This is a genomic window from uncultured Polaribacter sp., from assembly GCF_947503875.1.
In the GTDB taxonomy this organism is placed as follows: domain Bacteria; phylum Bacteroidota; class Bacteroidia; order Flavobacteriales; family Flavobacteriaceae; genus Polaribacter.
Map to the genome: position 1 here is coordinate 138,657 of NZ_CANNFH010000006.1, position 25,113 is coordinate 163,769.

24 protein-coding genes are annotated in these 25,113 nt (G+C 29.8%); 11 read left to right on the top strand and 13 right to left on the bottom strand.

Features of this window, described 5'->3' with window-relative positions; translation table 11 throughout:
- Nucleotides 1–8 precede the first annotated feature (8 nt).
- The 11 genes from Q0684_RS11285 (at nucleotide 9) to Q0684_RS11335 (ending at nucleotide 13,883) form a co-directional block, all read left to right on the top strand.
- Nucleotides 9–896, top strand: a complete 888-nt coding sequence (locus tag Q0684_RS11285; protein WP_299016692.1) for an ABC transporter ATP-binding protein — start codon at nucleotides 9–11, stop codon at nucleotides 894–896.
- Between the two features lie 85 nt (nucleotides 897–981).
- Nucleotides 982–4,632, top strand: a complete 3,651-nt coding sequence (locus Q0684_RS11290; RefSeq protein WP_299016695.1) for a M1 family aminopeptidase — start codon at nucleotides 982–984, stop codon at nucleotides 4,630–4,632.
- Nucleotides 4,633–4,875: 243 nt separating this feature from the next.
- The gene (locus Q0684_RS11295; RefSeq protein WP_299016697.1) at nucleotides 4,876–5,949 is read left to right on the top strand and encodes an esterase-like activity of phytase family protein; all 1,074 of its coding nucleotides are present in this window, start codon (nucleotides 4,876–4,878) and stop codon (nucleotides 5,947–5,949) included.
- A gap of 37 nt (nucleotides 5,950–5,986) precedes the next feature.
- Nucleotides 5,987–6,499: a hypothetical protein gene (locus Q0684_RS11300; RefSeq protein ID WP_299016699.1), complete on the top strand. Its 513-nt coding sequence runs from the start codon at nucleotides 5,987–5,989 to the stop codon at nucleotides 6,497–6,499.
- Between the two features lie 104 nt (nucleotides 6,500–6,603).
- Nucleotides 6,604–7,488 (top strand): 4-hydroxy-tetrahydrodipicolinate synthase, encoded by an 885-nt coding sequence (dapA, locus tag Q0684_RS11305; protein ID WP_299016704.1) that lies wholly within the window; start codon nucleotides 6,604–6,606, stop codon nucleotides 7,486–7,488.
- 230 nt (nucleotides 7,489–7,718) lie between these two features.
- Entirely contained in the window at nucleotides 7,719–8,579 is an 861-nt protein-coding gene (gene bamD, locus Q0684_RS11310) for an outer membrane protein assembly factor BamD (RefSeq protein ID WP_299016706.1), read from the top strand.
- Between the two features lie 3 nt (nucleotides 8,580–8,582).
- Nucleotides 8,583–8,903, top strand: coding sequence for a DNA-directed RNA polymerase subunit omega (locus tag Q0684_RS11315; protein ID WP_299016708.1), 321 nt, complete (start codon nucleotides 8,583–8,585; stop codon nucleotides 8,901–8,903).
- Entirely contained in the window at nucleotides 8,904–10,115 is a 1,212-nt protein-coding gene (gene coaBC, locus Q0684_RS11320; RefSeq protein WP_299016710.1) for a bifunctional phosphopantothenoylcysteine decarboxylase/phosphopantothenate--cysteine ligase CoaBC, read from the top strand.
- Between the two features lie 102 nt (nucleotides 10,116–10,217).
- Nucleotides 10,218–11,108 carry a DUF4835 family protein gene (locus Q0684_RS11325; protein ID WP_299016713.1) on the top strand — a complete coding sequence of 297 codons (891 nt, stop codon included), beginning with the start codon at nucleotides 10,218–10,220 and terminating at the stop codon, nucleotides 11,106–11,108.
- Between the two features lie 84 nt (nucleotides 11,109–11,192).
- Nucleotides 11,193–12,845, top strand: a complete 1,653-nt coding sequence (recN, locus tag Q0684_RS11330; RefSeq protein WP_299016715.1) for a DNA repair protein RecN — start codon at nucleotides 11,193–11,195, stop codon at nucleotides 12,843–12,845.
- Between the two features lie 231 nt (nucleotides 12,846–13,076).
- A complete protein-coding gene (locus Q0684_RS11335) occupies nucleotides 13,077–13,883 on the top strand; it encodes an SDR family oxidoreductase (RefSeq protein ID WP_299016717.1) in 807 nt (268 codons plus the stop codon).
- 241 nt (nucleotides 13,884–14,124) lie between these two features.
- On the opposite strand, the gene Q0684_RS11340 is transcribed toward Q0684_RS11335, so the two are convergent.
- The 13 genes from Q0684_RS11340 to Q0684_RS11400 form a co-directional block, all read right to left on the bottom strand.
- Nucleotides 14,125–14,262, bottom strand: a complete 138-nt coding sequence (locus tag Q0684_RS11340) for a hypothetical protein (RefSeq protein WP_299016719.1) — start codon at nucleotides 14,260–14,262, stop codon at nucleotides 14,125–14,127.
- Between the two features lie 18 nt (nucleotides 14,263–14,280).
- A complete protein-coding gene (locus tag Q0684_RS11345) occupies nucleotides 14,281–15,141 on the bottom strand; it encodes a substrate-binding domain-containing protein (RefSeq protein WP_299016721.1) in 861 nt (286 codons plus the stop codon).
- Nucleotides 15,142–15,145: 4 nt separating this feature from the next.
- Nucleotides 15,146–15,466 (bottom strand): hypothetical protein, encoded by a 321-nt coding sequence (locus tag Q0684_RS11350; RefSeq protein WP_299016724.1) that lies wholly within the window; start codon nucleotides 15,464–15,466, stop codon nucleotides 15,146–15,148.
- Nucleotides 15,467–16,336 (bottom strand): nucleoside phosphorylase, encoded by an 870-nt coding sequence (locus Q0684_RS11355; RefSeq protein ID WP_299016726.1) that lies wholly within the window; start codon nucleotides 16,334–16,336, stop codon nucleotides 15,467–15,469.
- 3 nt (nucleotides 16,337–16,339) lie between these two features.
- Nucleotides 16,340–17,284, bottom strand: a complete 945-nt coding sequence (locus tag Q0684_RS11360; protein ID WP_299016728.1) for a DUF1835 domain-containing protein — start codon at nucleotides 17,282–17,284, stop codon at nucleotides 16,340–16,342.
- Between the two features lie 21 nt (nucleotides 17,285–17,305).
- Nucleotides 17,306–17,629 carry a translation initiation factor gene (locus tag Q0684_RS11365; RefSeq protein WP_299016730.1) on the bottom strand — a complete coding sequence of 108 codons (324 nt, stop codon included), beginning with the start codon at nucleotides 17,627–17,629 and terminating at the stop codon, nucleotides 17,306–17,308.
- A gap of 107 nt (nucleotides 17,630–17,736) precedes the next feature.
- Complete coding sequence (locus Q0684_RS11370) at nucleotides 17,737–18,684, bottom strand: 2-oxoglutarate and iron-dependent oxygenase domain-containing protein (RefSeq protein ID WP_299016738.1); 948 nt, start codon at nucleotides 18,682–18,684, stop codon at nucleotides 17,737–17,739.
- Nucleotides 18,685–18,744: 60 nt separating this feature from the next.
- Nucleotides 18,745–19,464: a DUF6048 family protein gene (locus Q0684_RS11375; protein WP_299016739.1), complete on the bottom strand. Its 720-nt coding sequence runs from the start codon at nucleotides 19,462–19,464 to the stop codon at nucleotides 18,745–18,747.
- Nucleotides 19,445–19,816 carry a DUF6452 family protein gene (locus Q0684_RS11380; protein WP_299016740.1) on the bottom strand — a complete coding sequence of 124 codons (372 nt, stop codon included), beginning with the start codon at nucleotides 19,814–19,816 and terminating at the stop codon, nucleotides 19,445–19,447. Before Q0684_RS11380 ends, Q0684_RS11375 begins: the two co-directional genes overlap by 20 nt.
- A gap of 132 nt (nucleotides 19,817–19,948) precedes the next feature.
- Nucleotides 19,949–20,242 carry a 4a-hydroxytetrahydrobiopterin dehydratase gene (locus Q0684_RS11385; RefSeq protein WP_299016741.1) on the bottom strand — a complete coding sequence of 98 codons (294 nt, stop codon included), beginning with the start codon at nucleotides 20,240–20,242 and terminating at the stop codon, nucleotides 19,949–19,951.
- A 190-nt stretch (nucleotides 20,243–20,432) separates the two neighbouring features.
- On the bottom strand, nucleotides 20,433–21,887 hold the full coding sequence (gene rlmD / locus Q0684_RS11390; RefSeq protein WP_299016742.1) for a 23S rRNA (uracil(1939)-C(5))-methyltransferase RlmD: 1,455 nt from the start codon (nucleotides 21,885–21,887) through the stop codon (nucleotides 20,433–20,435).
- 54 nt (nucleotides 21,888–21,941) lie between these two features.
- The gene (locus tag Q0684_RS11395; protein ID WP_299016743.1) at nucleotides 21,942–24,377 is read right to left on the bottom strand and encodes a type IA DNA topoisomerase; all 2,436 of its coding nucleotides are present in this window, start codon (nucleotides 24,375–24,377) and stop codon (nucleotides 21,942–21,944) included.
- Nucleotides 24,378–24,721: 344 nt separating this feature from the next.
- Nucleotides 24,722–25,093 carry a hypothetical protein gene (locus Q0684_RS11400; RefSeq protein ID WP_299016744.1) on the bottom strand — a complete coding sequence of 124 codons (372 nt, stop codon included), beginning with the start codon at nucleotides 25,091–25,093 and terminating at the stop codon, nucleotides 24,722–24,724.
- Nucleotides 25,094–25,113: the final 20 nt, after the last annotated feature.

Consider the following 25,113-nt stretch of genomic DNA (forward strand, 5'->3'; position numbering starts at 1 on the left):
CAATTGATATGAAATTAGTAATAGAAAATTTAACAAAGACCTATAAAAACGGAGTTAAAGCCATAGATAATTTAAGTTTAGAAATTGGAACAGGAATGTTTGGTTTGCTTGGGCCAAATGGTGCTGGTAAATCTTCTTTAATGCGAACCATAGCCACTTTACAAAGTCCGGATTCTGGTAGCATAAAATTTGGAGATATTAATGTTTTAGAAGATAACATGTCGCTTAGAAAAGTATTGGGTTATTTGCCACAATCTTTTGGCGTATATCCTAAAATGTCTGCAGAAGATTTGTTAGATTATTTTGCCACTTTAAAAGGAATTTCAAATAAAACAGAAAGAGCAACTATTGTAAAAGAGGTTTTAGAAATTACCAATTTGTATGATGTAAGAAGAAAATATGTGGCAGGTTACTCGGGTGGAATGAAACAACGCTTTGGGATTGCACAATTGTTATTAAACAACCCAAAGTTAATAATTGTAGATGAACCTACAGCTGGTTTAGATCCTGCAGAAAGGCACAAGTTTTTAAATGTTTTAAGAGAAGTAGGTAGTAATTGTACCATAATATTTTCTACCCATATTGTAGAAGATGTAAAGGAATTGTGTAATGAAATGGCGGTTTTAAACGGCGGAAAAATACTAAAACACACCACGCCACAAAAAGCAACGCAAGAATTAGAAGGAACAATTTTTACAAAAGCTATAGTAAAAGAAGATTTAGAAGAACATATGAAATTGTACAATGTGTTGTCTAGAAGTTTTAATGCGGATAATACTTTAAACATTAGAGTATATTCAGAAGAAAAACCTTCTGAAGAATTTATAGCAGCTAAACCACAACTAGATGATGTGTATTTTATAGCTTTAAAACAAGACGAACCAATATTAGTCTAAAAGTTGAAAGTTTAAAAGTTGGAAATACTAAAATAATCCGACAATCTAAAAATCTTACTTTCTAATTATCTAACAATCTAAAAATATGTTTTCAACAATATTTAAACAAGAATTAAAATATTGGTTTAACAAGCCTTTACTTTATATCTACATCATTATTTTTTTATTATTATCTTTTTTTATTGCGGGAACTACAGCTGGTTTGTTTGATGGCATAAACGGAACCACAGGCTCTTCTAGAATTGTAAATTCACCTATACAAATTACAGGTCTTTTTAATGCATTAACCGTATTTATTTTCTTTTTGTTCCCTTCAATTATAGGGGTTTCTATATACAGAGATTTTAAAAGTGAAATGCATACCATTTTGTTTTCTTATCCATTTACCAAAGCAAATTATTTATTTGCCAAGTTTTTTAGTGGTATTGTAGTGGTTTCTGCAATTGTTTTGGTAATTGCATTCGGTCTTTTTATTGGTTTTCGTTTTCCAGGTACCAATCAAGATTTGGTTGGTAGTTTTAATTTTGTTACCTACGCACAGTCTTATTTGGTTTTTATTTTACCAAATGTATTGTTTTTTGGTGCCGTAGTTTTTGCAGTCGTTACTTTTTCTAGAAATATTGGTGCAGGTTTTATTACGGTTATTATTTTACTATTTTTTCAAGGAGCAATAGGAGGTATCTTATCAGAACCAGAACAAGCAAATTGGTTGGCAATTTTAGATCCTTTTGGGTCTTCTGCTATAGAAAAATACACCAAATATTGGACAATGTCTGAGCAAAATGAGTTGCAGATTCCTATAAAAGAATACATTATTTACAATCGTTTATTTTGGTTAGCCATATCTTCTTTAATATTTGGCCTGGTGTATAAATATTTTAAATTTAGTCAGAATGCATTAACCATTTCTTTTAAGAAAAGGAAAGGAGAACGTGTTACCAAAACTAATTTTAGTGGTATTACAACCATAGAGTTAACTAAAGTTTCTTACGATTATTCTTTTCTACAAAATTTAAAAACTACTTGGAGACTTTCTGTATTGGAGTTTAAATACATTTTTAAAAGTTTACCTTTTATATGTATTCTTCTTGTTGGTATTTTAATATTGGTTATCGCTTTATTTGGAATTGGAGAAATTTTTGGAACTAAAACATTGCCAGTTACTTGGCAAATGTTAACAGGAGGTGCAACTTTTACATTAATTATAAATTTATGTACTTTTTTGTATGCAGGTATGTTAATACAAAGAGCAAGAACTGTTAAAATGAATCATTTAGTAGACAGCACACCCATACCAAATTGGGCTTTGCTATTTTCTAAATTTATTGCAATATTAAAAATGCAATTGGTTTTATTGGCTGTAATTATGGTGGCTGGTATTTTGTTTCAAACCTATAAAGGGTTTTATGATTATGAAATAATGCACTATGTTAAAGAATTGTTTGGTTTAAAGTTTTTGAATTATGCAGTGTGGGCATTTTTAGCCATTTTTATACAAACCTTATTTAAAAATCAATATTTAGGCTTTTTTGTATTGTTAATTTTAACGATTGTAATTCCGCTTTCTAGTTTAATAGGTATAGAATTAGCAGTGTTTAAGTACAATGAAGGTCCAGGGTTTAGCTATTCAGATATGAATGGTTATGGCTCTGCTTTACCAAGATATTTATGGTATAAATTGTATTGGATTTTAGGAGGAACCTTATTACTAATATTAAGTTTATTAATGTGGGTTAGGGGAATACCTAATAATTTTTCTGAGCGACTTTCTATAGCAACTAAACGTTTTAAATTACCACAAATAGCAGCTTTTAGTCTCTTTTTTATTGCTTTTTTAAGTTTAGGTGTTACTATTTACCAAGCTACAAAATCAGATTCTAAAAACTCTAGTTCTAAACAAGCAGAATTAGACGCTGTAAAATGGGAAAAAACATATAAAAAATTTGAGAATTACAAACAACCAAGGATAGTTGGTGTGGTAGCAAATATGGATATTTTCCCCAAAAAGAGAACCTACAAAGCGTCTGCAGTTTTTAAAATGGTTAATAAAACCAATAAAGCTATAGATAGTGTTTTCTTAAATCACAATTCTTTAGAAACTACCTTTGAGTTTAATAAACCAAATAATTTGGTATTAGAAGATACTGTTTTTCATTTTGATATTTATCAACTAGAACAAAAATTACAACCAGGAGATTCTTTAGAGCTTTCTGTAACTATTAAAAGTAAAGAAAACACAACTTTTAGAAGAAGATCTCCTGTAAGAGAAAACGGTACGTTTATAAACAATGGTATTTTTCCTTCTTTGGGGTATTCTTCTGTTGGCGAATTAAGAGACGATAAAACAAGGGAAAAATACGATTTACCTAAAAATAATTTACGTCCACATCCATCAGATTCTACTGCTTTAGGCAATACTTATATTTCTAAAGATAGTGATTGGATAGATTTTGAAGCAACTGTTTCTACCTCAGAAGATCAAATTGCAATTGCACCAGGTTATTTACAAAAAGAATGGGTAAAAGACGGCAGAAAATATTTCCATTATAAAATGGATAGTAAAATATTAAATTTTTACGCCTTTAACTCTGCAAGATATGAGGTAAAAAAAGAAAAATGGAATGGCATTAGTTTAGAAATTTATTATCACAAACCACATACCTATAATTTAGATAGAATGATGAAAGGTATGAAAGCATCCTTGCAATACAATGCAGAACACTTTAGTCCTTATCAACACAGACAAGCAAGAATTATAGAATTTCCAAGAACTGGCGGTACATTTGCACAAGCTTTTGCTAATACAATTCCGTTCTCTGAAGGCTTTGGTTTTATTGCAGATGTAGATGAAGAAAATGAAGACGGTGTAGATTATCCGTTTGCAGTAACTGCGCACGAAGTTGCACATCAATGGTGGGCACATCAAGTTATTGGTGCAGATGTTTTAGGGGCGACTATGTTGTCTGAAAGTTTGTCTGAATATGTTTCTTTAAAAGTTTTAGAACATCAACATGGAAAAGAAAAAATGCGCAAGTTTTTAAAACAATCTTTAGATGCATATTTAATGCAAAGAACATTTGAAACTAAAAGAGAAAAACCATTAATGTATAATGATGGGCAAGGTTATATTCGCTACCAAAAAGGATCTTTAGTTTTTTATGCTTTAAGTGATTATATAGGAGAAAAAAAGTTAAACGGAGCGCTTAAAAAATATGTAGAAAAAGTAGCATTTCAAGAACCACCGTATACAACTTCTATAGAAATGGTAGATTACATACGAAAGGTTACGCCAGATTCTTTACAATACGTAATTAAAGACATGTTTGAAACCATAACTTTATACAAAAATAGAATTGTAGATGTAAAATCTACAGCATTAGAAAACGGTAAATATAAAGTAGATATAGAATTTGAAGTTTCTAAATATAGAAATGATGAAAAAGGAAAAAAGTTTTATGGTGAGCAAGTAGGAGATACCTTGTCTTATCAAACAGAAAAAATGAATAAGCCACTTTTATCTGTGCCTTTAGCAGATTATATAGATTTGGGTATTTTTACAGAAGAGGAAATTGATGGTAAAAAGAAGGAGAAACAATTGTACTTTAAAAAACATAAAATTACTACCATAAATAATAAGGTTTCTATAATTGTTGATGAAAAACCAACAGAAGTAGGTATAGATCCCTACAATAAATTAATAGATACAAAGTCTGACGATAATAGAAAAACCTTATAAAATCTAAAAAAGTAATTTCGTTTTGCGGAATTGCTTTTTTAGATAGGAGTAAATGTTATAAGAATTTATGTTTAATTATTAGGGCTACAAACATAAATAAGGTTATTTACCGGTTTTAAGTACTTTTAATTATCATAATTCTTTTAGGGCAAATTATTTTTTAAAAGATGTACTTAACTGGGGTTAATGATTATAGAAAACATCTAATGATTGTAAAACAAAATTTAATTTAAAGTAATAATTATGAGAAAATTTGGTTTTCTTTTATTTTTAACTGCTCTATTATTGCAAGCTTGTGTAGTAAAAAGTAATGTAAAACTTGCTTTTTTACATGAGTATGTGTTAAAAAGTAATGTGCTTAATGATTCTACTAAGGTTGGTGGACTTTCAGGTATAGACTATGCTAATAATTTTTATTATATAGTTGTAGATGACCCTAAAGCCCCAAGATTTTTAAAAGCAAGCATAAACATAAAAAACAAACGTATTGATACTATAGTTTTTAAAAAAGCTCTTTATCTGAAAAATATTGACAGTAACAATTACTTAGATTTAGAATCTATTTTTATAGATTTAGCAAAGCAGCAAATTAATTTTACGAGTGAAGGTTCTATTAATAAAAATAAAAGACCTTTAATTTTTACAACAGATTTTAGCGGTAATTTTAAAAATGAAGTTGATTTACCAAAATCATTCCAGAACCTAAGCAATATAAGACATAATGGGGTTTTTGAAGGTTCTTCTAAAGATATAGCTCATAATGGTTTTTGGGTTGCTATGGAAGCGCCATTAAAAAGTGATGGAGAAGAACCAAAATTTAAAACAACACAATCTCCAGTAAGAATTACCTATTTTGATGCTTTTTCTAGAAAAGCAACCAAACAATTTGCTTATGAATTAGAGCCCATAACAAAACCTGCAAAGGGAAATGTGAATGTAAATGGGGTAACTGCAATTTTAGCTTATGCAACCAACAAGTTTTTAATAATAGAAAGAACTTACCAAAGTAATTATGGTGCTTATGGTAATATAATAAGAATATTTGATGCAGAAATTACCAAAAACACCTCTAACATTTTAAATACAACAGCTTTGCAGAACACTAGATATATACCTATTAAAAAACGTTTGTTGCTAGATTTTAAAGATTATAAAGATAAATTAACAGAAGGTATTATAGACAATATTGAAGGAATAACCTTTGGACCTGAGTTAGAAAATGGAAATGTTTCCTTAATTTTGGTTGCTGATGATAATTTTAAACTTTACGGAAAACAATTAAATCAGTTTATTTTATTAGAAATGATAAAAAAATAGATACCATTATTAAAAGTCCTAATTCAACACTTATTAAATGCTACAAGGTTTTAAAGAGAAAATTTTAAAGAAAAAATTACTTCAGTTAATTTCTAATCAGCAACAAAAGCAAGTTTCCGAAGTAAAAAAAATACAAACAATTGGTATTGTAACAAGTCTAGCAGTAGCATCAAAAATAAATTTAGCATTAGAAATAGAGCGTGAATTGCAAGTTAAAGGTGTTACTCAATATAATTTGGTAAAAGTGCTACCAAAAGAGGAAATTACCAAGCAACAGTTTACAGAAAAAGACATCAACTTAAAAGGAGAGTTTACACAACCTGAATTTAAAAATTTTTTGAACAAACCTTTTGATTTATTAATAGGTTATTTTAGTGAAAGTAATGTGTTTTTAGAAAGTGCAGTAGCGCAGTCTAAAGCAAGGTTTAAAGTTGGTTTTTCAAATGTGAATGAAGACTTGTATCTTATGGAGTTTTCTGAAAATATAGAAAATGTAAGCGGTTTTTTATTAGAACTAAAAAAATACCTTATAATTTTAAATAAATTGTAAAATTTAACTTTCCTTTTAAAGTTGTTTATTCTTGTTATTAATGCTTAAAAACACATCGAAATATCATCTTAAAATTGTAGTTTTGCTATCTAAAATATTTAAAAATGCAAAAGTTTGTAGGTACAGGAGTTGCTTTAATAACCCCATTTAAAGAAGATTTAAGTATAGATTTTACTGCGCTTGAAAAATTAGTAGAATATAACATTGCTAATGGTACCAATTATTTGGTAATAAATGGCACTACTGCAGAGAGTGCAACTATTACCAAACAAGAAAGAAAACAAATTATAGACGCTATTGTAAAAACAAATGCAGGTAGATTACCATTGGTTTTGGGTATAGGAGGTAACAATACACTTGCAGTTATAGATGATATTAAAACCACAGATTTATCTAATATAGACGGTATTTTATCTGTAGCACCATATTACAGCAAACCAACACAAGAAGGTTTCTATCAACATTTTAAAGCAATTGCACAAGCTACAGAAAAACCAATTATTTTGTATAATGTTCCTGGTAGAACAGCCAAAAATATGGATACAGAAACAACACTAAAATTAGCAAATGATTTTAAAAATGTTGTTGGTGTTAAAGAAGCAGGCAACAATATGCAGCAATATTTAGAATTAATTAGAGATAAACCTTCAGGTTTTTTAGTTATTTCTGGTGATGATGATTTAGCATTAGGAGTTACTTTGGCTGGTGGTTCTGGTGTAATTTCGGTTATAGGACAAGCTTATCCAAAAGAGTTTTCTACTTTAATAAATTGTGGTTTACAAGGGAAAAATAAAGCAGGTTATGCCATTCATTTTAAAATGATGCAAATTGTTGATTTAATTTTTGCAGAAAATAATCCTGCAGGTGTTAAGACAGTTTTACAAGAATTAGACATCTGTAAGAATGCAGTTCGTTTACCACTTGTTAAAGCATCTAACAATTTACAAGAACAAATTGCAGCTTTTGTAAAAAGTTTTAAAATAGATTAACAAACATTTAGCAGAAAATACACTTTCAATTCAGAATTTTTAGAGATTATTGTGTTGCACAATTAAGTCTTATATTTTACGTTGTAAAGAAATAATTTTATAAAAAAAGTAGCGCTTGTTAATATCTAATTCTACGTTAGAAATATTAAGGTTTTAGTTTAGAAAAAATAAAATTATTCAACTAGAAATAATTGTTTTTATAATCCATAATTAATCACTAATTTTGCCCGATGCAAAAAATTAAAAATTTAACGTTTTTAGTATTGTTTAGCTTGTTACTTGCCTCTTGTGGCGAGTATCAAAAAGTATTAAATAAAGGTACTACAGAAGAGCAGTATAAGTTGGCTGTAAAATTGTACGAGAGTCAAAAATACAGTAAGGCATTGCGTTTGTTTGAAAAGGTTGGTCCTACCTATAGAGGAAAACCTCAAATGGAACGTATTTCTTTTATGACTGCACAATCTGAATTTAATGTTAAAAACTATCCCACTTCCGGTTATTATTTTGATAGATTTGTAAAAAGTTATCCAAAAAGTTCTAAGATAGAAGAGGCTGCATTTCTATCCGCTTACAGTTATAAGCTGGCTTCACCTAGATTTAGTTTAGATCCAACAGATACAAATAAAGCACTAGAATCTTTTCAAAATTTTATTAATACGTACCCAGATTCAGATAAAATTGATGAAGCAAATACTTATTACAGTGAATTAAGATATAAGTTAGAAAAGAAACAATTTGAAATTGCTAAAACATATTATAGAACAGCAGATTACGATAAAAGAAATTATAAAGCAGCTATGCAGGCTGTAGATAATCTTTTAGAAGATTATTTAGGAACTAGTTTTAAAGAAGAGGCCTTGTTTTTAAAATTTAAAGCTGCTCACGACTTTGAATTAGAAAGTACAGATAGAAGAAAGAAACAACGTATTACAGTAGCTATTGATGCTTACGAAAAATTTGCCAATAGTTTTCCAGAGTCTGAGCATATGAAGGAAGCTAAAGAAATGTTAGCAACTTTGAAAAAGGAAGAAGTAAGGATAGACGCTATTATTGAGAAAATAGAAAAATTAAAAAAGGAAACCACAAAATAAGATATGGATTATAAAGAAACAAATGCGGCTTTAAGTACAATTACGTATAATAAAAATGAGATAGAAGCTGCTACGGAAAATATTTATGAAGCGATTTCAATCATTTCTAAGAGAGCAGAACAAATAAACTCTGATTTAAAAAGAGAATTGGTAGATAAGTTAGATGAGTTTGCTACTTATAACGATTCTTTAGAAGAGGTTTTTGAAAATAAAGAACAAATTGAAGTTTCTAAGTTTTACGAAAGATTGCCAAAACCTACGGCACTTGCTGTAGATGAATGGTTAAATAATAAAGTATACCACAGAACACCAGAAACAGAGTAAATGTCTGTTTTCAGAGGAAAAAAAATTCTTTTAGGAATCACAGCTGGTATAGCAGCTTATAAAACGGCTAGTTTAGTTCGTTTATTTATAAAATTAGACGCAGAGGTTAAAGTAATTATGACTCCTGCGTCTAAAGATTTTATAACACCTCTCACACTTTCTACACTTTCTAAAAATCCAGTAAACTCAGCGTTTTATGCAAAAGAAGACGAGAACGAAATGTGGAATAATCACGTGGAATTAGGTCTTTGGGCAGATTATATGCTAATTGCACCAGCAACAGCCAATACGTTGTCTAAAATGGCAAATGGTACTTGTAATAATTTGTTATTAGCTACTTATTTATCAGCAAAATGCCCTGTATATTTTGCACCTGCTATGGATTTGGATATGTATATTCACCCTTCTACAAAAGAAAGTCTAAATAAATTACAGTCTTTTGGTAATATTATGATTCCTGCCACTTCTGGCGAATTAGCTTCTGGTTTAGTAGGCGAAGGTAGAATGGCAGAACCGCAAGATATTGTTACTTTTATTGAAAAGGATATTTTAAATAAATTACCATTAAGAGGTAAAAAGTTGTTGTTAACAACAGGGCCAACTTATGAAGCTATAGATCCTGTCCGTTTTATTGGTAATCACTCTTCAGGTAAAATGGGTTTTGCTATCGCAAATGTTGCAGCAAATTTAGGTGCAGAAGTATTTTTGATTTGTGGTCCTAGTCATCAACAAATACAACATAATTTAGTACACAGAATAGATGTAGTTTCTGCGGAAGAAATGTATACAGCAGCACACAAATATTTTAAAGATGTAGATATTGCCATACTTGCTGCAGCTGTTGCAGATTATAGACCAAAAAACGTAGCAACGAGTAAAATAAAAAAGAAAGACTCAACGTTAGATATAGCATTAGAACCAACAAAAGACATTTTAGCTTCTTTAGGCAAAATTAAAGAAAATCAGTTTTTAGTAGGTTTTGCTTTAGAAACAAATAACGAGCTAGAAAATGCAAAATCTAAATTAGAAAGAAAAAATTTAGATGCTATTGTATTAAATTCATTACAAGACAAAGGTGCAGGTTTTGCTTCTAATACCAATAAAATTACTTTTATTGATAAAACTTTAGCTGAGAAACCCTTTGAATTAAAATCAAAAGCAGCAGTTGCTGTAGATATTATCAATGAGATTCTTAACAGAATTAGCTTATAGTTAAAAACCAATAGAATACATAAAAAGTATTATTGTACAGAAACATTTTTTTTTTAATTTTAACTTTAGAATTACTTTTAAGAAAACAACAATTTAAATTATATGCGCAAGACTGCATTACTTTTTTTATTTTTTTTATTCGTTTTCAACGGAATTGGGCAAGAATTAAATTGTTTGGTAACCATAAACTCAGATCAAATTGCAGGTTCTAACCAGCAAGTATTTGGTACATTACAAAAAGCATTAACAGAGTATATTAACCAAACAAAATGGACTAATAAAACGGTAAAGTCTGAAGAACGTATAGACTGTGCAATGACCATAATTGTAACTTCTAGAAACGATAACAATTTTACAGCAACTTTACAGGTACAATCTACAAGACCAGTTTATAACTCAAGTTATGCAGCGCCAGTATTAAACTTAAAAGACAACGAATTCAATTTTAAGTACAATGAATTTGATCCTATTTTTTACAATAAAAACCAGTATGATAGTAATTTAATATCTACCGTAGTTTTTTATGTATATGTTATTTTAGGCTTGGATGCAGATACGTTTGCTTTGTATGGTGGAGAGCCAGAATTAAAAGAAGCACAAAACGCTATGTTACAAGCGCAACAAAGTGGTATTGCATCTTGGCAAAACGTGGTTGGTAAACAAAATAGATTTCTACTTATAGATAATTTATTGTCTTCAAAATTAAAAGCATACAGAAAAACTTTATACGATTATCATAGAAAAGGCATGGATAATTTAATAAGTTCTAAAGTTATTGCACAACAACAAATAGAAGATAGTGTACTTTCTTTAGAATCTATCTTTAACAAAAGTGTTGGTAATTATTTAATTAGAGTCTTTTTTGATGCAAAATCAGAAGAATTGGTAAATTTATATTCAGAACCTACAGAAACCAAGAGAAAACAACGTTTACTGCAAGCTTTAAAAAGAATTTCCCCAAACAACAATCCAAGTTGGAGTAAGTTTAATTAACACTTTTACTTCATTTTATTTCTGTTTGATTTTGTAAAATTCAACAAATTTTCATTAATTTTAGACTTTAAAAATTATAGAAATTTGCTTACACAATTAACCATAAATAACTACGCATTAATTAACAGTTTATCAATAGATTTTTCTTCTGGCTTATCTATTATAACAGGTGAAACTGGTGCAGGAAAATCTATTTTGTTAGGTGCGTTAGGTTTAGTTCTTGGTAATAGAGCAGATTTATCTTCTCTAAAAGACACTACAAAAAAATGTATTGTAGAAGCTAAAGTTGCCATTTCTAACTATAGCTTAGAAAGTTTTTTTGAAGCCGCAGATTTAGATTACGAAGCAGAAACTATTATAAGAAGAGAAATATTACCTTCTGGTAAATCTCGTGCTTTTGTAAATGATACACCAATAACCTTAAGTGTTTTAAATAGCTTAAGAACCAAGTTGATTGATGTGCACTCACAACATCAAACTACAGAATTATCAGACGCTACTTTTCAATTTGCAATTATAGATGCTTTGGCAAAAAACCAACAACGCCTTACTTCTTATAAAAAGGGATTTTTAAAACTAAATCAATTAAAAAAAGAATTAGAAGATTTAGAAGAACAACAAAAAGAAGCCAATAAGCAATACGATTATAATTTGCATCTTTTTAAAGAATTAGAAGAAGCAAATATAAAAGAAGAAGAACAGGAGATTTTAGAAGAAAAATTAGAGAAACTAAATAACATAGAAGATATTAAACTAAATATAGCTGAAAGTTTAGAAATCTCTATAAATGAAGAAGTTGGCTTACAAAATTTACTAAATACACTAGAATTTAAAATTTCTAAGATAGCCTCATTTTCTAGAGAATATCAAGAGTTAGCTAATAGAATTACCTCTGTAAAAATAGAAATAGATGATATTGTTACAGAATTAGAAAGTGCAAACGAAAATGTAGATTTTAATCCCAATGAAGCAGAAGAAATAAATGATAGATTGCAACTATTATACAATTTACAGAAGAAGCATTATGTAAGTTCTAATGCTCAATTGTTGCAAGTGTATGAAGAACTTGCAACAAAAGTAGAACAAGTAGCCTCTGCAGCAGATACTATTTTACAAAAAAAGAGAGAAATTCACGAGGTTTCAGAAAAGTTAGATAAAGTTGCAGATTTATTAACCACAGCAAGAAAAAAAGCAATACCAAAACTAACAAAACAGCTAGAAACTATTTTGGGAGATTTAGGTATGGAAAACGCACGTTTTTCTATCAATATAAAACAAACAATTATTTATTTTGCTAACGGAAAAGACAATTTAGAGTTTTTATTTTCTGCAAACAAAGGCGGTAATTTTGGTGAACTTAAAAAAGTTGCCTCTGGTGGAGAATTGTCCAGAATAATGCTAGCAGTAAAACAAGTCTTGTCTGAAAACACAAAATTGCCAACTATAATTTTTGATGAAATAGATACAGGAGTTTCAGGGGAAGTTTCCAATAAAATAGCAGCAATTATGCAGCAAATGAGCACAAATATGCAGGTAATTGCCATTACACACTTACCACAAATTGCGGCAAAAGGGGCAAACCATTATAAAGTATTTAAAAAAGAGGTTGCAGGTGTTACAACAACAAATTTAAAAGAACTTTCTACCCAAGAGAGGGTTGTAGAAATAGCAGAAATGCTAAGTGGTAAAGATATTTCTGAATCTGCATTAACCCACGCAAAAGAATTACTGAATTAGTTTTTTTAGAGTAAAGAAAGTAGGAGTGAAGCGTAAGAAGTGAATAGTGAATAGTCAATAGTGAATATTGAGGAATAAGAAGAAAAAAACACAAATTATTCACAATAAAATATTGTTTTTTCGCCAAAAAATATAATTTAAACCACAAACCACAAACCACAAACCACAAACCACAAACCACAAACCACAAACCACAAACCACAAACCACAAACCACAAACTAACAACCAAAATGCAAAACTTATTAAAAGGTAAAAAAGGAATTATTTTTGGCGCATTAAACGAGAATTCTATTGCCTGGAAAACAGCAGAAAAAGCATTTGAACAAGGTGCAGAATTTGTACTTACCAATGCACCAGCTGCAATAAGAATGGGTAATTTAGAAATATTAGCCAACAAAACTAAAGCCACAATAATTCCTGCAGATGCCACTTCTGTTTCAGATCTAGAACATTTATTAGAAAAGGCAACACAAATTTTAGGTGGCAAAATAGACTTTGTTTTACACTCTATAGGCATGTCTGTAAACGTTAGAAAAAAGAAACATTATACAGACCCAAACTACGATTTTACCACAAAAGGTTGGGACGTTTCCGCAGTTTCGTTTCATAAGTTAATGAATGTTTTGTACCATAAAAAATCCATGAATAATTGGGGAAGTATTGTCGCTTTATCCTACATGGCAGCACAAAGAGTTTTTCCAGATTATAATGATATGGCAGACAATAAAGCCTTTTTAGAAAGCATTGCACGCAGTTTTGGCTACTATTTTGGTAGAGATTTTAAGGTACGTGTAAATACCATTTCACAATCGCCAACACCAACAACTGCAGGTACAGGCGTTAAAGGTTTTGATGGTTTTATAGCCTATGCAGAAAAAATGAGCCCTTTAGGCAATGCATCTGCTGCAGATTGTGCAGATTATACCATTTCTCTATTTTCAGATTTAACCAAAAAAGTTACACTGCAAAATTTGTTTCACGATGGTGGTTTCTCAAACATGGGCGTAAGTGATGCTGTTATGGAAAAATTTGAGTAATATTTCTTGAAGCTATGCTGTTTGGCGACAGGCAGGTTCCAGCTTCTAGCACTCGCTTCACGCCCAAAAGCGTGAGAGCTCAAACAGAAGCCTGTCCTGATGAGCGCAATCGAAAGGCTTCAATCTAGGCTAAACTAGTTTGTTAGCTTTACTTACTAAAGCCAACAAATAGCCTTTTTAAACCAAGAAATCCGCTACAAAAAGCGGATTCGTTGAATTTGAAATTAAGAAACAAATAAAATTACATTACATCTATTTGTTTTAATGTTGTTTGGTTAATTTCTATATCTGCTAAACCACAAGGTTTAGAAGTGCTTCTGCAAGAAGAAAAACAAATTATTCCTATACTACAAATTGCAACAAATACTACTTTTTTCATTTTAATATAATTTAAAGGTTAAAAGTACATATTTTTTATGAACTCACCCGAATTTTTCTTTTCTTCAATAACGTTAAACTTAATCATTTTATTTTGAATGCGGGTTACTAAATTTTTAGTAATCGGTTTTCCCTCATTCCACGATGTAATTTTTAGCCATTTTTGTATGTCCTCAATCTTCTGTTCGTATCTTTCTGCTAAAATTTCATCAATATTTTTAATATTTTTAAAACCTGTAGTTTGTGCATTTATTATATTTAAAACCTTTTGTACTTCTGCAAAGTTCTTTTCTAAAACTTCATTTCTAACAGCAATTACAAAACAAGGCCAAGGAGTAGGGCAGTCGTCTATTCTTCTAAAAGTACCATTATCTACCAAAGGTTTGGTAGTAAAATGTTCCCACATAAAATAATCGGCTTCACCATTTTTTAAAGCAGCAATACCACCTTGTAAATTACCAATTACTTTAAACTTCAACTTTTCTATATTCCAACCTTGGTTGTAAGCATTAACAATAGCCATTAAATGCGAACCAGAACCAAATCTACTAATAGCAATTGTAGCATGTTCTAAGTCTGCAATATTTTTAAAATTAGAATTAGCAGCAACATGTATGCCCCAAATTAAAGGCGTTTTTACAAAAGTTTGTACAATTTTAGATGGATTTCCGTTTGCAATATCTTTAATAATACCTTCTGTTAAAACAATAGCAATGTCTAGAGAACCTTCTCTTAAAGCTTTGCACATTTGTCCTGTTCCACCAGGGAAATCTTGCCAACGTAAATTTATATTTGCTTTGGTATATTCTTTATTTTTTAAAGTTAAGTACCAAGGGTAATTAAAATGTTCTGGTACGCCACCAACTTTTAAATTTGTCATAACATTATTGAAGCATAAAAAATAAAATTATAATAAAAAGTATAATTTTTAAGATTACTAATATTGATTTTGGTAATTTTCTAAAATTAAAGTTTGTAGTAAAATAAGGAGTTATATTATCTATAATTTCAATATTATTTTTAACACAAACTATATCTATTTTTAAGAAATCTTGTTCTAAAGCGTAAAAAACTAGACTATTGGTGTTTGTAAATGTTTCAATTTCATTTTTAATAGGTATGTTGTTTTCTCGCATTAATGTTTTAAAAAGTATCAAATCTTCCACTTTTATATAAAATCGAATATTTCTTTCATCTTTAAACATTTATTTTGCTAACTTATTTAAAGTATACAAAATTAATTCTTGCACAATTTTTTTAGGATTTTTACTAAAAGTTCCTGTAGCTCTATTTGCCAAAATAGCATTCATAGAACAGGCTTTATGGCCTAATAGCTTAGATAAACCATAAATTGCAGAAGTTTCCATTTCTAAATTACAAATTACATGGTTATTAAAGTGAAAACTATCTATTTTATGGTTTAAACTTTCGTCTGCTAAAGCCAAACGCAAAACCCTACCTTGGGGTCCATAAAAGCCTCCTGCGGTTGCAGTAATGCCAATAAAGGTATTTTTAGATTTTAATTTATTTTCTAATGTACTACTATTTTTTACAAGAATAGGTCTGGCTTTATTAGCATTCCAATTGGTATGCTTAATAAAGGCATCTTCTATTGCTTTGTGAACAATGGGTTCAATTTTGTATGCATGCAACATTCCGTTTAAATCTAACCCATAAGAACTAAGTAAAAAAGAATCTACAGGAATATTTTTTTGCAAAGCGCCAGATGTGCCAATTCTTACAATATTAAGTTGTGTTAACTTTGTTTTTATAGTTCTAGTAGGTAAATCTATATTTACTAAAGCATCTAATTCGTTTAAAACGATATCTATATTATCTGGACCAATACCTGTAGAAATTACGGTTAATCTTTTGCCTTTATATCTGCCTGTAGTGGTTTTAAACTCTCTTTTTTGTGTGGTAAATTCAATGGTTTCAAAATAATCTGTAACAGTTGCCACACGCTCTTGGTCTCCAACAAAAATAATATCTTCTGCTATATTTTCAGGCAACAAATTTAAATGATAAACGCTGCCATTTTCATTTAATATTAATTCAGATTGTTTTAAACTCATATTTTAGTTTGTGTTTTTCATCAGTTTTTTGGTGGTATTATTATATACAAAGTTATATTTATATGCTCCACCAAAATATTGATTTTTATCTGGTAACTGGCTTAAAAAAATAATTTTGTTGTTTAAAACTTCTTCCCCTTTTTTAGCTAATATTACAGGATTTAAATTCGAAAAAAGAGCTGTTAATTGTTGTATACAATTTAGATATTGTATATCTCCAAAACCAAACACTTCTTGCTCTTTTAATAGTTTTAAAACCAATTCTTTTTTAGAAGAAAAGGTGCCATTTTTTACAGTTTTAAGTACAAATTGTTCTAAATTATTCAATCCGTTTTCTACAGAAGGAAATCTTTGCAAATGAAGTTTTAAAGCATTTTCTAAGTAAATAAATGTGGTATTTTGCCTTTGTTTAATTACTGTTTCTATTCGTAACGGATTTTTAGAGCAATACAACTGCCAAACATAAGCTGCATAAGCAATATCTTCTTCAGAGAGCAGTGTTTTATTGTTATAATGTTTTGTTATTTGTGCTTTAGAAAGTTCTGTAAAGGAAAATAGTTTTTTATTATGATTAACTTTATCACCACAAATTAAAAAGACATCAGACGCTTTATGGTATTTTTTTAACCAACTAAGTAACCCCAAAAGGTTTATTTGACAAAATAAGTCAGAATCGAACCATAAAATAATCTGCCTACTTTCTCTTAAACCAAAAAGTTGCTGGTATTCATTTATGGTATATGCTTTAAATTGTTGTTTACTTATGTTATATGTGGTATTTAAAAAACGAAATCTAGTTTTCCAAAATAAATCACTACCAACATCTGCTACTGTTTTGCCTTCGCACAACATTTCTCTCCAAGTAATAAAATTTCCAGAGAAATTTAATTTTTTGAGATAGTTTGTGGTGGTATCTCCATTAGTAATATGTAAAATATCGGTTTTCAAATAAAATTGATTCGTATAAAATTAGCCGCCAACACGTTTTACTTTAAACCCTTTGTCTTTTAGCATTTGCATAATTTTATCTCTATAATCGCCTTGAATTATAATTTTATCATCTTTAAAACTACCACCAACAGAAAGCTTTGTTTTAATTTCTTTCGCAAGAATTTTAAAATCAGCTGTTGCACCTGTATAACCTTCTAAAATAGTTATGGGTTTTCCCTTACGTTTTTCGTATTTGCAAATAATAGGGTCGTCTTGTAACCAAATGTTAGATTTTTTTTCTTTTAGCACCTCTGTTTCTTTATGCTCTGGAAACAAGTTTTTTAATTGATCTTTTAAGTCCATTTTCCCATCCTAACCTTCCCAAAGGGAAGGGACACTGTTGTGTGTTTTTTGTGATTATTATTTTTTAGTTCGATTTTCTCCCCTTTGGGGAGATTAAGAGGGGATAACTATTTTTTTAACCCCAATTCTTTTAAACGTTCATCAAGAAATTGTCCTGCAGTAATATCTCCAAATTTCTTAGGATTTTTACTATCAATACAATTTTCTAAAACATCTAATTTCATTTCAGAAACAGGATGCATAAAGAAAGGTATAGAATAACGAGAAGTTCCCCACATTTCTTTGGGCGGATTTACAACTCTATGAATGGTAGATTTTAATTTGTTGTTGCTATGTCTAGACAACATATCACCCACATTAATCATTAATTCATTTGGCTCAGCCATGGCATCTATCCAATCTCCATTGTTATTTTGCACTTGTAAACCTTTACCTTGTGCACCCATTAATAGCGTAATTAAATTGATATCTCCATGTGCAGCAGCTCTTTCTGCTCCTTTTGGCTCTGTTTTTATTGGAGGATAGTGTATTGGGCGTAAAATACTATTCCCATTTTTTATATAATCATCAAAATACGTTTCTTCTAAACCTAAATGCAATGCTAGAGAGCGCAAAACATATTTTGCTGTTTTTTCTAACATTTTATAAGCTTGTTTACCAACTTCATTAAATTTTGGTAGTTCATCAATCAAAACATTTTCTGGATATTCTTTGGCTTTTTCTGTATCATTTTCTACATATTGCCCAAAATGCCAAAACTCTTTTAAATCGGCTTCTTTTTTTCCTTTTGCAGACTCTTTACCAAAAGAAACGTAACCTCTTTGTCCACCAATTCCTGGAATTTCATACTTTTCTTTTGTTTCTAGAGGCAATTCAAAGAAGTTCTTAATTTCTGAATATAAATCAGATACCAATTTTTCATCTAAAAAATGACCTTTTAAAGCAACAAAACCTATGTTTTCATAGGCGTTACCAATCTCATTTATAAATTTTTGTTTTTTTTGTGGATCTTCAGACAAAAAGTCTACTAAGTTTACACTAGGAATTGTATTCATTTTTTAAAATTTTAAAAAGAGTAGCTAAAGTTACTAAAATTTAGAGTTTTATTAAAATACTTATTTTTTAGTAAACGGAATTTGATAAGAAATGGTGTAGTTGAAACCAAAACCAGTATTTGTTTCAAAAATTCTATTAAAACCTGGCGCAAATAAAGATTTAAAGTTTTCGGGATCTTTTACAGACATCATAATTTTATAGGAAACGTTAAATCCTACAAAAACATTTTTTAAGGTTTCTACTTTTACACCTACCATTAATTCAGACCAATGCGCATTTAAGTTTTCTGTTGTAGCGTTTACTTCATTTTCTGCAGCAGTAAAAAAATTATTATTGGCTGGATCTGAAACATTTGGCGTAAAACTATTTAAGGTTTGATTAAATAAAGCAAAACCATATCTGTAACCAATAAAAACTTCGTTATTCATATTTAACCAGTTTTTATAAGCGTTATAGTTGATACCTAATCTTATAAAATTTCCTTTGGAAGTTGAGTTACTTACTCTAAATTCTTCGGTAGTCTCTTCTTCAAAACCAACTTCTGCTGCTATATATAAGTTTTTCTTTATTCTATAGTCTCCAACAATTTCAAAACCTGTATAATCTGAATTTAAACTGGCTAAAATTGGTCTACTTATATCTACTCCAAGCCTTAAACCATAAGTTGTTTTGTATTTTAAGGTGTCAGATTTTTTTGTAAAAAGACTATCCTTTTTTTGTTGCCCAAAACTAGCAACAACAACAAATAATAAAACAAGACTAGTGAAATATTTGTACATGCGCTGTGTTTTGATTATCTAAATTAAGAATTGTAGATGGCGTAAATTCTACAAACCAAGTGTTGTTTGGCGATGTAAATTCTACATTATTAAATACCAATTTAAAGCCGCAAGAACGCGAAACATATTCCTCCTGAATATCATATTCCACAGAAAATTGATTTACCACGTTATTTTTAGATAAATTAAATATAGTCTCTTGTGCATTTGGGTCTAAAGGTATGGCAATGCTGTCTAAACTTACATTATTGTATCTTGCAATGGTATCTGTATTGGCTTCAGTAGAAATATGAAGACCTTGAACTCTTTTTGGAGTTTCTCTATTGGTACTATCGTAAAAACGAATAATCAATTTGGGCGTTACCGGGTTTTGAACACAGAAATCATCCTTTTCACAGGCTGAGAAACCAAATAACAATAGGAAGCAATATAAAATTGTTTTTTTCACAAGTCAAATATACTAATTCAATTGTTTTTTTAAGGATTATTCCTCTTCAACTTCAACAATATTATTAATGGCTTTAGCCAATTTAAAATCGAGTTCTGTAACACCATCTGCATCATGTGTGGTTAAAGTAATGTCTAAAGTATTGTAAATATTTGTCCATTCTGGATGATGGTTTAATGCCTCACACTCAAAAGCAATTCTATTCATAGCAGACATGCAGTCTTTGAAATTATCAAACTCAAAATCTGTGTGTAATGCGTTGTCATAATATTCCCAGTCAACTAATTTTTCCAATTTTTTATTGATTTCGAATTCTGTTAGTTTCTTCATTTTTACCGGTATTTGTCTAGTTTCGAATTACGTAATGAATTCAATATATTTTAATTTAATTAAGAATATGTCTTCGACAAGCTAAGACTGACATTTTGAGTTTTTACTGGTTTTATCTAATTACAATTATCAACAATTTAAAAATTATAATTGAATAGCGAAAGTCACACTGAGCTTGTCGAAGTGCATTTTACGCTTTTTCAAACAAAACCACAGTTTCTATATGGCTTGTATGTGGAAATTGATCTACCAAACTAATTTTTTTAAGTTGATAACCAGCTGCTGCTAATAATTCTGTATCTCTAGCCTGTGTTGCAGGATTACAAGAAACGTACACCATTCTATCAGCATTTAAGTTGATAATTTTCTGCAAGGTTTTTGGGGCAATTCCTGCTCTTGCAGGATCTAAAATGATGGTTTTAATTTTATTTTGATATTCTGGATGTGCAATTAGAAATTTACCAACATCTGCAGCATAAAATTTTAAACCTTCTATATTATTTCTTGTGGCATTCTTTTTTGCGTCTTCTATGGCAGAAGCTACAATATCTACACCAACAATTTTTGTGTTATTAGATTTAGAAGCTACAATTTGGCCAATTGTTCCTGTTCCGCAAAATAAATCCATAACTACAGTATTGTCTACTTTGGTTTTGTCTGCTAAAACGTATTCTACCACTTTAGAATATAACTTTTCTGCACATTTTGGATTGGTTTGAAAAAAGCTTTTCATGCTAATTTCGAAGTTTAAATCGAGTAATTCTTCTACAATTTTATCTTTACCGTAAATTAAATCGATACTTCCAGAAGTTGCAATGGTTCTGTCTCCAGTTTCATCATTAATTGTGTGTAATAAACCTGCCAAACGATTTCCTAAAATATCTTTTAAGAAGTTGGCAAACTTGTTTAGATCGAACTTGGCTAAATCTGGAGAAGTGGTAACTAAATTACATAATAATTCATCTGTTTTAAACGATTTTCTAACCACAAAATAACGGAAAAAACCTTCTCTTTTTGGTCCATGCCAAGGTGCTAAACCTGTGTTTTCGCAATATTCTTTAATTGCTTTTATGTTGTCTTCTAATTGTTTGTCAAACAAACCAGAATCTTTTTCTAAATTATCGCCCATCCACCAAACACCACGTCTTTTAAAACCTAGTGTAAACATGTCTTTGTCGGTTTTGTTTACACGATCGTAACCAATGGCAGAAAAACCATATTCCATTTTATTTCTGTAATGAAAAACGTTTGGCGAGGTTACAAATTCGTCAAATAAAGTGTCTATATTTTCTACTTTACCAATTCTTTTAAATAGAGAAAGTGTGCTTTCTTTTTTGTATTTGTGTTGAAGTTCTATTGGCAATTGAATGTATGGTGCACCAGGAATATCTTGATATGCTACTTCAACTTCGTCTTTAGAGGGTTCTAAAACATCTATTAATTTGGCTTCCGCGTATTTTTTACTGGATTTACTAATTCTTACTTTCACCAATTGCCCAGGTAATGTGTTGGCTACAAAAACAACAAAACTACCTTCTTCTGAGTGTATTCTTGCAATTCCTTTTCCGCCAAAGGCATAATCTTCAATTTTTAATTCTAAAACTTGATTTTTTTTAACAAATTTATTGCGTTCTCTACGTGGCATTTTCTTAATTTTTGAATTGCAAAATTAGCAAAAGATATTGATTGGAGTTCTATTCTATTTAGAAATAATAGACAATACCAATTCTTTGGTTAAGGGTTGACCATTTGCAATTTTTTTGATGTTTTCAAAAGTAAATACAAAATCGCAACCTGTTTTATAGTTAGAGCATCCATAGGCAGTTTTACCTTTTAAAATGCTTCCTGTTGCACATTTTGGACAATTAATGTTTTTGCTAGTTTTTGACAAAGCAATCTCTTTATTATTTAAAGATTGCTTTACTTTGTTTGCAATGACTTTAGGTTCTAATTTCAAATTATAATTTTCATCAAAACGAATTAAGGCTTCTATTTTACCTGTTTCTGTTTTAAAACCTTTTAAATTGGTTGTTGATCCTTTGTCTAAAAGACGAATAAGCTGATTTTCAGAAATTTTCTTTTCAGCAAAAGAGAATGATAATTTAAAATCGCAATTATTTTTATATTCTGAACAGCCAAAAGCAGTAGAACCTGTTAATAGTTTTCCTTTTTTACATTTTGGACAGGTTTTCCCTGCTACTTGTTTTTTTACTTTCTTGTCATTTTTATCTTGTGGAGACTTCTCGACTGCGCTCGAAGTGACATTTGAATTCGAATTAGAGTTCGAAGAAATTCTCTTTTTAACCGTATTAGAACGTACTTCATATACCAATTCATCTACCATCTTTTTCATGTTATTGATGAAAGTTCCTGCATTAAACTCGCCACGTTCTATTTCTTTTAAACGTTTTTCCCAACGACCTGTGAGTTCAGCAGATTTTAGCAATTCGTTATCAATAATATGAATCAAATCGATACCAGTTTGTGTAGGTAAAACCAATTTCTTTTTACGTTCTATGTATTTTCTTCTAAATAAAGTCTCAATAATACTTGCTCTTGTAGATGGTCTTCCAATTCCGTTTTCTTTCATCAACTCACGCATTTCATCATCATCTACTTGTTTACCTGCAGTTTCCATGGCACGTAATAACGAAGCTTCTGTAAAATTTCTTGGTGGTTTGGTTTCTTTCTCAAGAAAAGAAGGTTCATGTGGCCCTTTTTCTCCTTTTACAAAGGAAGGTAAACTTCCTTTATCACTTTGAGATTTCTCGGCTGCGCTCGAAATGACATTAGAATTATCGTTGTCATTTCGACCTTGTGGAGAAATCTTATTATTATCACTCTTAGCTCGACGAGGAGTAAAAACAACTTTCCATCCTTTATTGATAATTTCTTTACCTGTTGTTTTAAAAGGAACATCTGCAGCTTTACCTATTACAGAGGTGTTAGAAACATCTGCATCTGGATAAAAAACAGCAATAAAGCGTTTGGTAATAATATCATACACTTGTTGCTGATTGTATTGCAAATTTCCTTGAATTCCTGTAGGAATTATGGCATGGTGATCTGTGACTTTTTTATCATCAAAAACACGTTTTGTCTTTTTAATTTTCTTTCCTAAAAGTGGTTGTGTAAGTTCGCTATAATTGGTTAACTTGCTTAAAATTCCGTGTACTTTTGGATATAAATCGTTTGGTAAAAAAGTAGTATCTACTCTTGGGTAGGTTACTACTTTCATTTCGTATAATTTCTGCACCATTTTAAGGGTTTCATCTGCAGAAAATCCAAATTTATTGTTACAATACACTTGTAAACCTGTTAAATCGAATAATTTTGGTGCATATTCTTTCCCTTTCTTTTTGGTTACAGAAACAATTTCAAAATCAGATTCTGCTACTTTATCTGCTAAAACTTGGCCATCTTCTTGTTTTAAAAAACGACCATCTTCATAATTAAAAAGTGTATTTCTATAGGTAGTTTGTAGTTCCCAATAAGGTTGTGGTTTAAAATTTTGAATTTCTTTAAAACGATTTACTAACATGGCTAGGGTAGGAGTTTGTACTCTACCAACAGACAAAACTTGTTTGTAACCGCCAAATTTAACGGTGTATAAACGCGTTGCATTTAAACCCAATAACCAATCTCCAATGGCTCTAGAATAACCTGCGTAATATAAATTATCGTACTTTTCTGAAGATTCTAAATTTTTAAATCCTTCTTTTATGGCCTCTTCAGTTAATGAAGAAATCCATAAACGTTGCACTTTACCTTTATAATTACATTGATTTATTACCCAACGTTGAATCAATTCTCCTTCTGTACCAGCATCTCCACAATTAATAACCACGTCTGCTTTTTCAAAAAGACTTTTTACGATATCAAATTGTTTTTTTATGCCAGAATCGCCAGTAACTTTGGTATCAAAACGTTCTGGTAACATGGGTAGGTTGTTTAAATCCCAACTTTTCCAATGTGGTTTGTAATCTTTGGGCTCTAAAAGTGTGCATAAATGCCCAAAAGTGTAGGTTACAGCATAGCCATTACCTTCATAGAAACCATCACGTTTTGTTTTGGCTCCTAGAATGTTAGCAATTTCTCTTGCTACAGATGGTTTTTCGGCAATGCAGACTTTCATTTCTTAATTTAGAATTTCGAAAGTAAGAAAATAATTGAGAAGTTTTATAAATCCTTTTTTAACTTATTAGGATTTTGTCGAGTATCAAAAATAGTAACAATAACAATTCTTTTTGAATTGAATCTATAAAATAAGGTAGTTTGTTTGGTAATCATACATTTATGTAAGCCTTTCTTAAAAGAAGATTTTGAAAATATTTCAGGGTTTAATTGAATTATTCTGATACTTCTGTTAAGTTTTTTTGCAAAATCAGATTTTACTTTTAAGTTCCAATTTTCTACTAAATACTCAAAATAATTTTTCTATTTTTCTTTTTGCAGTTTTAGAAATAATTATATTTCTAATCATTTTAAGTGAGGAGCTATAAAAGTTTCATAATCTGAAGTTTCTCCATTAATAATCTCTATATCAGCTTGTTCAATTTCTTCTCTTTGAGAAGGGGTTAATTCATACCAGAAATCGTTATTATTCCATAGTGTTTTTTCAAGTTTTGAGATTGTTTCTTCGTTATCTAAATTGATAAAATCATTTATAAATGCTAGTTTTTTCTTTTCTTTAGAAGATTTTAGGTTGTTGTAATTTAAATTTTCCTCATTTACAATGTCAGCATCAAAATTATATCTTTCAAAAATATGTTCTATTTTTAAAAGTAATTCTGATTTCTCAATTGCCAAAATCTTTTTTATAAGCTCTATTTTTTTAGTTTGAATATTCATATTCTTTTTTATAAAGATAA

Excerpts from the sequence above, each read along its gene's own strand:
- Q0684_RS11340 (WP_299016719.1), bottom strand. The coding sequence starts at position 14,262 with ATGAAAAAAGTAGTATTTGTTGCAATTTGTAGTATAGGAATAATTTGT.
- Q0684_RS11350 (WP_299016724.1), bottom strand. The coding sequence starts at position 15,466 with ATGTTTAAAGATGAAAGAAATATTCGATTTTATATAAAAGTGGAAGAT.
- bamD (WP_299016706.1), top strand. The coding sequence starts at position 7,719 with ATGCAAAAAATTAAAAATTTAACGTTTTTAGTATTGTTTAGCTTGTTA.
- coaBC (WP_299016710.1), top strand. The coding sequence starts at position 8,904 with ATGTCTGTTTTCAGAGGAAAAAAAATTCTTTTAGGAATCACAGCTGGT.
- dapA (WP_299016704.1), top strand. The coding sequence starts at position 6,604 with ATGCAAAAGTTTGTAGGTACAGGAGTTGCTTTAATAACCCCATTTAAA.
- Q0684_RS11325 (WP_299016713.1), top strand. The coding sequence starts at position 10,218 with ATGCGCAAGACTGCATTACTTTTTTTATTTTTTTTATTCGTTTTCAAC.
- Q0684_RS11300 (WP_299016699.1), top strand. The coding sequence starts at position 5,987 with ATGCTACAAGGTTTTAAAGAGAAAATTTTAAAGAAAAAATTACTTCAG.
- Q0684_RS11365 (WP_299016730.1), bottom strand. The coding sequence starts at position 17,629 with ATGGACTTAAAAGATCAATTAAAAAACTTGTTTCCAGAGCATAAAGAA.
- Q0684_RS11375 (WP_299016739.1), bottom strand. The coding sequence starts at position 19,464 with ATGTACAAATATTTCACTAGTCTTGTTTTATTATTTGTTGTTGTTGCT.
- Q0684_RS11370 (WP_299016738.1), bottom strand. The coding sequence starts at position 18,684 with ATGAATACAATTCCTAGTGTAAACTTAGTAGACTTTTTGTCTGAAGAT.
- Q0684_RS11315 (WP_299016708.1), top strand. The coding sequence starts at position 8,583 with ATGGATTATAAAGAAACAAATGCGGCTTTAAGTACAATTACGTATAAT.
- rlmD (WP_299016742.1), bottom strand. The coding sequence starts at position 21,887 with ATGCCACGTAGAGAACGCAATAAATTTGTTAAAAAAAATCAAGTTTTA.
- Q0684_RS11385 (WP_299016741.1), bottom strand. The coding sequence starts at position 20,242 with ATGAAGAAACTAACAGAATTCGAAATCAATAAAAAATTGGAAAAATTA.
- Q0684_RS11335 (WP_299016717.1), top strand. The coding sequence starts at position 13,077 with ATGCAAAACTTATTAAAAGGTAAAAAAGGAATTATTTTTGGCGCATTA.
- Q0684_RS11355 (WP_299016726.1), bottom strand. The coding sequence starts at position 16,336 with ATGAGTTTAAAACAATCTGAATTAATATTAAATGAAAATGGCAGCGTT.
- Q0684_RS11400 (WP_299016744.1), bottom strand. The coding sequence starts at position 25,093 with ATGAATATTCAAACTAAAAAAATAGAGCTTATAAAAAAGATTTTGGCA.
- Q0684_RS11295 (WP_299016697.1), top strand. The coding sequence starts at position 4,876 with ATGAGAAAATTTGGTTTTCTTTTATTTTTAACTGCTCTATTATTGCAA.
- Q0684_RS11290 (WP_299016695.1), top strand. The coding sequence starts at position 982 with ATGTTTTCAACAATATTTAAACAAGAATTAAAATATTGGTTTAACAAG.
- Q0684_RS11345 (WP_299016721.1), bottom strand. The coding sequence starts at position 15,141 with ATGACAAATTTAAAAGTTGGTGGCGTACCAGAACATTTTAATTACCCT.
- Q0684_RS11395 (WP_299016743.1), bottom strand. The coding sequence starts at position 24,377 with ATGAAAGTCTGCATTGCCGAAAAACCATCTGTAGCAAGAGAAATTGCT.
- Q0684_RS11285 (WP_299016692.1), top strand. The coding sequence starts at position 9 with ATGAAATTAGTAATAGAAAATTTAACAAAGACCTATAAAAACGGAGTT.